This window comes from Streptomyces sp. NPDC030021 (genome assembly GCF_055574035.1).
This window is the reverse complement of record NZ_JBVIAH010000022.1, coordinates 132018-138115: the sequence shown is the minus strand read 5'-3', so window position 1 is coordinate 138115 and position 6098 is coordinate 132018. Positions and strand designations below refer to the sequence as shown.

General features: G+C 71.9%; 5 protein-coding genes. 1 reads left to right on the top strand and 4 read right to left on the bottom strand.

What is annotated here, in order from left to right:
• Nucleotides 1-444 precede the first annotated feature (444 nt).
• A complete protein-coding gene (locus ACZ4YL_RS33730) occupies nucleotides 445-660 on the bottom strand; it encodes a DUF6243 family protein (protein ID WP_468121605.1) in 216 nt (71 codons plus the stop codon).
• 1178 nt (nucleotides 661-1838) lie between these two features.
• Here ACZ4YL_RS33730 and ACZ4YL_RS33725 point away from each other — a divergent pair.
• Entirely contained in the window at nucleotides 1839-3599 is a 1761-nt protein-coding gene (locus ACZ4YL_RS33725) for a GAF domain-containing SpoIIE family protein phosphatase (RefSeq protein WP_468121604.1), read from the top strand.
• A 94-nt stretch (nucleotides 3600-3693) separates the two neighbouring features.
• On the opposite strand, the gene ACZ4YL_RS33720 is transcribed toward ACZ4YL_RS33725, so the two are convergent.
• Genes ACZ4YL_RS33720 through ACZ4YL_RS33710 form a run of 3 tightly spaced genes read right to left on the bottom strand, consistent with a single transcriptional unit; the run spans nucleotide 3694 to nucleotide 5622 of the window.
• The gene (locus ACZ4YL_RS33720) at nucleotides 3694-4734 is read right to left on the bottom strand and encodes an iron-containing redox enzyme family protein (RefSeq protein ID WP_468121603.1); all 1041 of its coding nucleotides are present in this window, start codon (nucleotides 4732-4734) and stop codon (nucleotides 3694-3696) included.
• Complete coding sequence (locus ACZ4YL_RS33715) at nucleotides 4731-4997, bottom strand: CDGSH iron-sulfur domain-containing protein (protein WP_468121602.1); 267 nt, start codon at nucleotides 4995-4997, stop codon at nucleotides 4731-4733. Before ACZ4YL_RS33715 ends, ACZ4YL_RS33720 begins: the two co-directional genes overlap by 4 nt.
• Nucleotides 4981-5622 carry a HemK2/MTQ2 family protein methyltransferase gene (locus ACZ4YL_RS33710; protein ID WP_468121609.1) on the bottom strand — a complete coding sequence of 214 codons (642 nt, stop codon included), beginning with the start codon at nucleotides 5620-5622 and terminating at the stop codon, nucleotides 4981-4983. The genes ACZ4YL_RS33715 and ACZ4YL_RS33710 overlap by 17 nt, the downstream gene beginning before the upstream one ends.
• Nucleotides 5623-6098: the final 476 nt, after the last annotated feature.

Sequence of the window (6098 nt, the reverse complement as noted above, 5' to 3'; positions counted from 1 at the left end):
CCGGCATCTACGACCTCACGCTCCTGAACAAGGTCCTCAAGGCCGCCGGCAAGCCCGAGGTCTCCGACGCCGGCCTCGGCGCCAAGTAACCCCGCGATTCGGGATCCTGGTCGCGGGTCCGGACGAGCCGTCCGCGGAGTTCGTCCAGGCCCCCGGCGGCCGCTCATGCTGCCGCTTCGGGGCTTGCCGCTGCGGTTTCCCGGTGCTGGTGGCCCAGGGGCGGGCGTGCGGCAGGAGCGGTTGCCGGAAGACGTGGTGGCGCGTCGAACGCTGGTGGACCGACGCCGGCCACCGAGGTCTGACCGGTCGAGCTGATCGAGGACCGGCAGCGGGAGGCCCGGCTGATCAATGCATTGCCGTGTCGCGCGGATCGAGCCGCAGGGCCGGACCGCGCGTCGCGGTCCGGCCCTGCCCCGTGCGGTGCCGCCTTGCGGCGGCGGTGCGTCAGCTCTGTGCGGTGTCGTCGCCCGCCTGTCCTACGCCCTCGGCTGCGCCTGCCTTCTCGCGCATCTTCCGCACCAGCTCCGCCTTCTGGTCGGCCGCGCCCCGGCGGTCGAGGTTGCGGTGCGGACCGTTGTTCTGCCGTTCGGCGCGGGACAGCCTCTTGCGCTGGCCGCCACCCTGGCCCACGGGGTTGTTGATGTTCTTGCTCACGGTCACGGGTTCTCCCGGTAATGATGTGAAGTGATCTACGGATTCATCGGTGGGGGACGGGCGGCGACGTCGAAGGACGTCAGCAGTGGCCCATCACGCCCTCACTCGTAAATCGGCCTCTGGAAGAACATGACAAAGACGGTACCCGGTTCCGCCGGCCCCGCACACCAACCCTTTCGCCGCCCAGGCGCCGGCCGGGCCCTCGGGACGACTTAGACCCTTGCCGTGGGCGGGCTGGGACGGCTTCGGCTGCTTCGCCGTCGGCCTGGCCTGCTGTCCGTCTCGGGATGGGCGCACGGGTACAAGCGCCTCTGCCGCTGTCTTGCCATCGTCGCACCGTTCGCCGAAGTGGTCGCATCGGCTCCGGAGGGCTCAGCTCACTCCTCGGACCGGGGCACGGCCTTGGAATCCGGCGGAGTGCCGGCGGCTGAGGGCCAGGGTCATGCGCATCGGGCGAAGACCGAGCAGGAGTACGGCAGGGGAAGCGGAACCGGGATCACCAGGTGGTCTGCGAGGCGCTCGTAGCCGACTTCGTCGGGGAGAAGGGCGAGTTGGCGGCGGGGGCCTGAGGCGTCCGTAGCCAGGGGCGCATGTGGTCGGCCGACGCGAGGACTTGACCGCGCCCGTTCACCCCGACGGGGTGCGGCAGCCGGGGAGGGCCACCGGGCGGCCATCCGCGCGCATCGCTCTCCCGGGGTCACGGTCGGCGGACTCCCTGGTGGGATCGGGCATCCCTCGCCGGCTGCTACGTCGCCCATGACCGTGGGCGGCAGGGCCAGTTCGGACGTCGGCTCCGCCAGATCCGCCGTCGGCGGGTGCACGCCTGGACCTGCGCGCCGAAAGACTCCGCCTGGACCTGTTCACCCAGGAGCGCGGTCGCGGCATTCACCGCACGCGGACGTCCGACGGGTGGGAGCCGGAGCCGGCTCTCCCGCAGCACCTCGGGCCTGCCCCGCCGCCCGGCCGCAGTCGCTGCCGGGAGCCGCGCCTTCGACGCACGCGCCCTTGCCGCCGTAGACCGGCGAAGCGGCCCTCCGCTGGCCTACCATGCCTATGAGGGCTTCGGGAACAGCGCGGCCGGAGGACAGATGCCGAAACAGGGCCAGGAATCCGGAGCGGACCCGGGCAGCGCACAGCGGCGGGCCGTGAGGCTGGCCGGCCTTTCGGCAGCCTCCGATACCGGGATGGACCGGTTCGCTCGCCTGGTCTCACGACTGCTCCGCGTGCCGGTGGCCTTCGTTTCGCTGGTCGAGGAGGATCGGCAGATCCTGCCCGGACTGTTCGGTCTGCCGGAGCCCTGGGCGGGGAGACGCGCGCTCCCGCTGTCGCATGCGCCCTGCCGGTACGTGATGGCCTCCGGGCAGCCCCTGGTCGTGCCCGATGCCCGCGCCGACGACCGGCTCCGTACCGACCCGGCCATCGGGGATCTCGGGCTCATCGCGTACGCAGGGATGCCGCTGACCGACACCGACGGGCTGGTCCTGGGCTCCTTGTGCGCCATCGACCACGAGTCGCGGACGTGGAGTGACGGCGAGCTGGCCGACCTGAAGGATCTGGCCGCGGCCTGCTCCGCCGAGCTGCGCCTGCGCATCCTGTCGGCCCAGCGGCGGTCCGCACAGAAGGTACTGGAGACCGCTCGGGCCGCCGCCGAGCGGGCCCGGAGCCACGCGGAGCGCCTGGAACAGGAGGCCCAGGCCGGCATGGACCATGCCGAGCTGCTGCTGAGGGCATCGGAGGAACTGGCCCAGACGTCCGGGCTGGAAGACGTGCGGCGCCGGCTGCGGGACCTTTTCGTCGGTGCCGGCAAGCCCACCTACGTCGGCCTGCTGGTCTCCGAACAGGATGAGCTGCACCGGATTGCCGACCCGGACATCGAGCACTCGGTGGAACGGGAGGTTCTCACGCTGCCCGTGAGCGCGGCGTTCCCGAGCACCCGGGCCATGCGGGAACGGCGGCCGGTTTTCGTACCCGACCGTGAGGCGCTCGTCGCCGGCTACAGCCCCGAGGCGGTCGGCTACTTCGACCGCATGGGCTTCACCACCGTGCTGTGCCTGCCGCTCTGGGGCAGCCGCGCCCTGCTGGGTGTACTCGCCGTCTGCTGGGCCAAGCGGCACGAGGTGGGCGTCACGGAGCGGGCCATGCTCACGGCCGCTTCCGGTTACATCGCGCAGGCGGTGGAGCGCGCCCTGCACCTCGACGAACGCATCTCCGTGGCCCGGCAGCTCCAGGAAGCCATGCTCACCGATCTTCCCGTTGCGGACCCCGTCGAGATCAGCGCCCTGTACGAGCCGGCTGCGGTCGGCGACATGATCGGTGGGGACTGGTACGACGCCTACCACCTGCCGCCCGCCTCACCCGGCGGCGAGCCCGGAGCCCTCATGGTGACGGTGGGTGACATCACTGGCCACGACATGCACGCAGCCACGATCATGGGCCAGATCCGCAGCATGCTGCGGCAGGCCACCCTCGACCACCCGCCGTACAGCCCGGCCACGGCGCTGACCGCCCTCGATGCCGCTTGTTCGGTCCTGCCCATCGAGGCCGGGGGCACGCTGGTCCATGCACGCCTCGACCTCGCCGACGGCGGCCCCGACTGGATGCTGACCTGGTCGAACGCCGGCCACCCGCCGCCCCTGCTCCGCACCCCCGACGGCCGGGTAACCCTTCTGGAGGAGCACGACGTCCTCCTCCACAGGGACCTCGGGCCGTTCCACCGCACCGAGGCCCGGCGCAGCCTTCCCCCTGGCTCGACGCTGTTGTTCTACACCGACGGACTCATCGAACGCCGCGGCCACGACATCGATGCGTCCCTCGCACAGCTCGTCGTCCTGCTCGCGCGCCACGGTGACCGTCCGCTGCCCGAACTGCTCCACCGGATCAGCGACAGGCCGGCGGACCCCGCTCCCGGAGACGACGTCGTCGTACTGGCGCTGCGCGTTCCCTGACGGCGTGAACCGGCCGCTCCCTGGATCCAGCGAGCGCTACGATCTGATCAAGCAGCGCGACCGACGCGCCGCCCCCATGGTGGAGAGCCCGCCCTCACGGCCCCGGCAAGGGCGAACGCAGAGCGCTGCGCCCCTGGTCCCAGGCCTTGCGGAGGTGGGCCGCGAGGCGGTCCTCCAGCAGGACGGTCGCCGCGCACCCGAACGCGATGTCCGCCTCCAGGTCCGGCTCGTCGGCCAGCAGACCTCCGATCACCTCGTGGCGCACCACCTGTTCGTGGACGGCGTCGGCTTCGACGTGCTCCGCATAGAAGTGTTCGGCCGAAGGTCCCGCTCCGCAGCGCCGCATGGCCTTGGCCAGGCGCCTGGACCCTGGCGACGAGGTGACCTCGACGCAGGCAAAGTGGCCGACGAGTGCGCCGCGCAAGGCGCGGTGGAGCCCGAAGAGGGACATCAGGTTCACGGTCGCAAGCAGCGGCGCCGGCGCGCGGTCCACGTAACTGCCGTAGGCGGAATCCAGTCCCAGGTCGGCCATGAGGTCCGCGAAGAGCCGGGCGTGGATGCGGTCGGCGCGGCCGGCGCCGAACTCGTCGTACTCGATGGCCACCATGGCGGCCTTGGCCCGTCCGGTGAGCCGCGGGATGACCCAGGCGTGCGGGTCCGCCTCTTTGAGGTGGTACAGGGAGCGAAGGGCCGCGTACTCGCGCAACTGCCAGAGCTCGCCCCCGGTTTCCAGGTGGTGGCTGAGACTGCCGGAGAGGTCCACGGGCTCGACGAGGAGCGGGGCGAAGGCTTCCTCGACCGTTCGGGGCGCGTCGGACAGCTCGGTGCGCAGGGCGTGCAGGACGCGGGTCTCCATCGACCGGCGCAGCCGCAGCAGCTCCGGGTCCCATTCGCGCTCGTCGTCCACACCGGAGAAGCCGCGGTAGTGCAGCTCGTACAGCAGGTAGAGGGCGAGCTGGAGGTCCTCACCCCAGGGGTCCGCCTTCAGCACGGCCGCCGTGGCGTACACCGGCGGGCCGCCGGATCGCAAGGCCTGCGTCACGGCACGGGACAGCCCGCCCCGCCCTTCGACCAGACGAGGGACGGCGGCCGGCGGCGCTGTGCTCAAACTCAGGCTCAGGCTCGGAGGGGTCATCGCGGATTCCTGTCCTCAGGAGGCGGGCCGCCCCGCGCACGACAGCGGTGGCTGGTGTCGCACCAGGGGTGGGTACGGCTGCGACGGCAGGTGCACACCGCGACCATGAAGCGGTCGGACCGGGCGACCGTCCCGTCGTCCAGGACGATCTCGACCGGCCCCTCGATCAGGACCGGGCCCTGCGGTTCCACCGATACCCTGCGAGCCGGTGTCCGTACGGGGGCCCGGACGGGAGCCGGGGAGCTGTCAGAGGGACTGGGCACGGATGATCACCAGCTCTTCCCACTCGTCGGTTGCTGCCGCCAGACCCCGCTGCTCCAGCCAGGCCCGTCGTGAACGCAGTACGGGGCCCCACGGCACCGAGGCACTCGCAGTGACCTCCGCGGCCAGCCCCACCCCGGTCAGGCGGTCGAGGGTCTCCTCGGCCCCGCACATCGCCGAGTGCACCATGAGCAGGACACCCCCGGAACGCAGCAGGGCCGGGGCGCCGGCGCAGATCCGGTCGATGACGCCGCGCCCGTCGGGACCGGCGTCCCAGGCCCGCTCCGGCCCGCGCGACGGCAGCCGGACCCCCGGGGCCGGGACGTACGGCGGATTGGTGACCACCAGGTCGAAGCGACACCCCGCGGTGCGCGCCGCGAAGTCACCGTGCAGGACGCGCAGCGGCAGCCGTCGGCGCAAGGAGTTCAGCCGCGCCGTCAGCACGGCGGGCCAGGAGACGTCGACCGCCGTGACCCGGGCTCCCCTGCCCGCTGCGTGCAGTGCCAGTGCACCGGTGCCCGTTCCGATCTCCAGCGCGTCGGTTCTCGGCCCGAGTTCCTCCTGGGCGAGCGCCTCCGCGAGGAGAAGGGTGTCCGCCTGCGGCGGGTAGACGCCCGGAAGGGCCATCAGGGCGACCGGGAGCGGGGGCAAGGACAGAGCCGTGGCGGGCACCGCGTACCTCCCGGATTCGAATGCGGCCCGCGGAGCGGACCGCGGAATTTGACCGACATCCTGCGGCTGCCCCGAACTGAGCGGCCCATCCGAATTCTCGTCGATCTTCAGAGGTTCAGACGGATATCGGCCTTTCCCGTTATTTCCACGGGCGGTCACTCGGTGCTTCGCGTCCCGGGCGCACCGGGCCGGCTCACACGCGGGGCCCCTGGTCGCCGGCGTTGCCGCCCGGCGTCTGCCACGAATCCTCGCGCCCCCGCCGCGCCACGGGATTCTGCTCGGCCGGCCGGACAGGGGCCCGGCGCCGCGCGCTGCGTCGGCTGCCGTACCAGAACGCCGACCGAAATTCCGGTAGGCATCATGGCTCGCGCCTACCCACAATCGGCGGGCATACGGGAAATCTCCCTGACCGGCTCTCTCCCGGAATCCCT